The organism is Streptomyces sp. NPDC002265 (assembly GCF_040296125.1).
Taxonomy (GTDB): Bacteria; Actinomycetota; Actinomycetes; order Streptomycetales; family Streptomycetaceae; genus Streptomyces.
Map to the genome: position 1 here is coordinate 1 of NZ_JBEOWS010000572.1, position 3,730 is coordinate 3,730.

At 72.1% G+C, this 3,730-nt stretch carries 5 protein-coding genes; 2 read left to right on the forward strand and 3 right to left on the reverse strand.

The window, feature by feature from the left end; all coding sequences use genetic code 11:
* Positions 1-150: 150 nt before the first annotated feature.
* Positions 151-1,623: an MFS transporter gene (locus ABT085_RS44955; protein ID WP_351622621.1), complete on the forward strand. Its 1,473-nt coding sequence runs from the start codon at positions 151-153 to the stop codon at positions 1,621-1,623.
* Positions 1,624-1,702: 79 nt separating this feature from the next.
* Here ABT085_RS44955 and ABT085_RS44960 read toward each other — a convergent pair whose 3' ends face one another.
* The 3 genes from ABT085_RS44960 to ABT085_RS44970 form a co-directional block, all read right to left on the reverse strand.
* Positions 1,703-1,963 carry a hypothetical protein gene (locus tag ABT085_RS44960; protein ID WP_351622624.1) on the reverse strand — a complete coding sequence of 87 codons (261 nt, stop codon included), beginning with the start codon at positions 1,961-1,963 and terminating at the stop codon, positions 1,703-1,705.
* On the reverse strand, positions 1,960-2,595 hold the full coding sequence (locus tag ABT085_RS44965) for a nucleotide-binding protein (RefSeq protein WP_351622627.1): 636 nt from the start codon (positions 2,593-2,595) through the stop codon (positions 1,960-1,962). Before ABT085_RS44965 ends, ABT085_RS44960 begins: the two co-directional genes overlap by 4 nt.
* A gap of 175 nt (positions 2,596-2,770) precedes the next feature.
* Complete coding sequence (locus tag ABT085_RS44970) at positions 2,771-3,226, reverse strand: MarR family winged helix-turn-helix transcriptional regulator (protein WP_351622629.1); 456 nt, start codon at positions 3,224-3,226, stop codon at positions 2,771-2,773.
* Between the two features lie 106 nt (positions 3,227-3,332).
* Between ABT085_RS44970 and ABT085_RS44975 the strand changes: the two genes are divergently transcribed.
* On the forward strand, positions 3,333-3,730 hold a 398-nt coding region (locus tag ABT085_RS44975), incomplete at its 3' end, for an alcohol dehydrogenase catalytic domain-containing protein (protein ID WP_351622631.1).

Here is a 3,730-nt window from a genome sequence, read left to right on the forward strand (position 1 = left end):
GGCGTACGTCCGCACTGTGGACGACCGGGCCGCTGGGCCGATCGCGTGTGTTCGAGCCGAGGTCGGCTCGTCACCTCCGCTGAGTCGTCCGGATGTGCGCACGATGGTCTCCGATCGCCCTTCGACGCGGCCCCCGGCCTGGTGAGGACCATGACCACCGAGACCACGCGGACGACACATCTCCCCGACCAGGAGCGGCCGTTGGGCGAAGCGCTCGACGGTGCGGCCATGACGCGCCTGCACATCCTGTTCTGGCTGCTCGCCGGGCTGGGCATCCTGCTCGACGGCTTCGACTTCTTCGTCATCGGGGTCGCCAACCCGCTGATCTCCCACGACTTCCGGGTCGACGCGGCAGAGAAGGGCCTGATCTCGGCGGCGGCCATCGTGGGGTCGGTCTTCGGCGCCGCGCTGCTGGGGCCGCTGGGGGACCGGATCGGACGGCGCCGGATCTTCCGGGTCGACCTGTGGATGTTCGTCGTCTTCTCCCTGTTGTGCGCCTGCGCCTGGGATGTGTGGTCGCTGATGGCGTTCCGGTTCGCGCTCGGCGTCGCGGTGGGCCTGGACTACCCGATCGCCGCGAGCTATCTGGCGGAGATCCTGCCCGCCAAGGCCCGGGGCCGGTGGCTGGTGGCCGCCTTCAGCCTTCAGGCGGTGGGCATCCTGATGGGCGCGGTCGCCGGAGTGGTGATCCTCGAGGCGTGGCCGCACACCGGATCCTGGCGGATCCTGCTGGGATTCGGGGCGCTGCCCGCCCTGGTGATCATCTGGCTGCGGCGCATGGTGCCGGAGAGCCCTCGCTGGCTGGCGCAGAACGGGCGGGAGCGGGAGGCGTGCGAGGTCGGCCGCGCCCTGGTCGGCTCCCCGGTGCGGGTGTCCGACGCCGACCGGGTCCGGCAGGAGGCGACACCGGAAGGGCTGAAGGCGTTCATCCAGCCGCGGCTCTTCTCCCCTCGCTGGTGCAGGCGCACGATCTTCGCCGCGGTGCCGTGGTTCCTGATGGACATCGCCACGTACGGGGTGGGGATCTTCACCCCGACCCTGCTGGCGTCGCTGTCGCTGGCGGGGGCGAACAGCAGCTTCATCGCCGACGACATCGCCTCGACCAAGGGCACCGCCTTCCTGGACGTCTTCCTGGCCGTCGGGTTCGTACTGGCGATCCTGCTGGTGGACCGGGTCGGCCGGGTGCCGCTCCAGCTCACCGGGTTCGCGGTGATGGCCTGTGCGCTGTGCCTGCCGGCCGTGGCCGGCCGGCTGCCGGGCGGGGCCGATGCCCACCTCGTGCTGGTCGCCGTCGGGTTCGGGCTGTTCAACCTGTTCATGAACCTCGGGCCGAACTCCACCACGTTCGCCCTGCCCGCCGAGGTCTTCCCCTCCGAGATGCGTACCGCGGGCCACGGCTTCGCGGCCGGGTGCGGGAAGCTGGGCGCCGCCCTGGGGACGTTCCTCTTCCCCGTCCTGCTGTCCGGCATCGGGGAGAGCGCGTTGCTGTACGGGGTGGCCGGCACCTGCGCGCTGGGCTTCCTGGTCACCTATGTCTTCCGGGTCGAGACCCGCGGCCGTTCCCTGGAGGAGCTGTCCGGCGCCCAGATGGCCGCGGTCGCGCCCCGGGTGACCCCGCCGTGATCCCGCTCCGGGCGGGGCCGTGGGCGCCCGGGCCGTGTCCTCGGCAGGAGCCTTCCGTGCCGGGGGACCTGTACCGGTCTCAGGACTGCTGGTCCGCGGTGGCCGCCGGTGTCGCCCGGGTGAACGCCGAGAGCAGGTCCAGGGCGGTCGTACGGGTGTGGGACAGCAGGCTGATCGCCGGTGCCGTCCAGCGGTCCAGGCTGCGCGCGGCGTCCGGTTCGAGCTCGATGGTGATGCGGACGAAGCGGGTGCTGAGCGTGGTGGACCTGGCGGGGGAGGAGCCCGGTTCGGCGGGGTCGCGGTGCAGGGCCGCGCGGTAGGTGTTCTTGCGCTGGGTCATGCGTTTTCCTGACGCTTGATGAGTTCTTCGGCGAGGTCCATGTAGGCCGTGTCCTGGGCGCGGACCCGGCCGCCGAACGACTGGGAGTACAGGTCCAGCCGGGCGATCTGGGTGTCGAGCACGTCGAAGCCGCGTTCGGCGAGCACCTCCCGGGCGTCGGCGTCGGGACCGGTGCGCGTGGCGTCGGGGCGGTTCGTGCGGTTGAGCAGCACGGCGGTGCGCGCGGGTCGCGTACGAAGGGACTGCACGTCGCCCATCTCGGTCCCGATGGGTGCCATCCGGTCGAGTTCGATGGGGGCCGGGGTGACGGGCACGATCCACTCGTCGGCATGGCGCATGATGCTGCGCGCGATGCGGGCGTGGTCCTCCAGCTGGGGGGCGTCGTGCACCACGGCCTGGCGCAGGCCGAGGAAGTCGTCGATGCGGCGGTGCACATCGCCCACCGGCAGGGCGATCACGGGGAACGGGAAGCCGCCGGCGAGTTCGCTCCACCGCAGCGCGGAACCGGCCGGGTCGCCGTCGACCAGGAGCGGTGGCCGGCCCAGTTCGTACAGGGCGTGGGCCAGCCAGACCGCGCTGGTCGTCTTCCCGACTCCGGGCTTCAGATTGATGAAGGCACAGCTCAGCAGCACAGGCGCCACCGTAGGGAGCCGACGCCGCGGGTGCCGTCCGGCACGCACACGCGGCGCCCGGGTTCACCCGCGGGGTCGCACGCGGCCCGTGCGTTGACGGCGGCCGGGCGGCGCGCCGCGGAGCGACCGGTCCGGCGGTGCCTTCGCGGCGCCGCCGCCGGTGCCGAAGGGCGGGTCAGCGGGCGCGGGCCGGCGGGGTCTGTTCGACCAGGACGTCCGTCGTACGGTCCAGCAGCGCGCACAGGGAGGCGTGCTCGGCGGGCGTGAACGCGGCGGTGAGCGCCCGCTCCAGCACGATCACCTCGGCGTACGCGAGATCCAGTACCGCCCGGCCCTCCTCGGTCGGCGTGGCGATCTGCACCTTGGCGTGCACCGGGGACGGGTCGCGGCGGATGAGCCCCTTTCCTTCCATGTTGGCCAGGACGGTCGCCATCGTCTGCTGGGTGACCCCGCAGGAACGCGCCGTCTGAGCCGCGGACAGGCCGCCCTCGCGGGAGAGCGTCAGCAGCACGGTGTACTGCGTCATGGTCAGCCCGTGTCCGCGCAGCACGGCTTCGTGATGTGCCATCAGCGCCTGCTCCGCCCGCCTGATCCGGGTGCAGAGGTACTCCTCGACGGGGATGTCCGCCACGTTCCCGCTCCTATTCACAGGGATCTGCGTTGACTCAGGTATCTGTGACACCTAGGGTCGCTCCTACGAGTCACAGGATACTGAGTCAGCTCAGGAGGCTGTATTCATGAAGGCGATCGTGCTGGACAGCGGCGGCGACCACCGGACCGCGGACCTCGACGAGCCCGTTCCCGGGCCCGGTGAGGTCGTGATCCGGGCGGCGTACGCCGGTGTCCAATGGGGCGACACCATGGCCGCGGACGGCACCCTGCCCGTGCCGCGCCCGTTCGTCCCCGGTTTCGAGGTGTCCGGGCATGTCGTGGCCGTCGGCACGGGCGTGGACGCGGCCCGGGTCGGCGAGCCCGTCGCCGCGCTGACCACGGGCGGCGCCTGCGCCGAGCTGGTCGCCGCGCCCGCCGTCCTTGCGTTACCCCTCGACGGCGTCCCCCTGCGGACGGCGGCAGGCTTCGGCTGGAGCACCCCGACGGCCTACGACCTCGTCCACAACGTCGCCCGCGTGCGGGC

What these genes read in the sequence shown, in the direction of transcription:
- ABT085_RS44955 (WP_351622621.1), top strand. Translation starts at nt 151, where the DNA reads ATGACCACCGAGACCACGCGGACGACACATCTCCCCGACCAGGAGCGG.
- ABT085_RS44960 (WP_351622624.1), bottom strand. Translation starts at nt 1,963, where the DNA reads ATGACCCAGCGCAAGAACACCTACCGCGCGGCCCTGCACCGCGACCCC.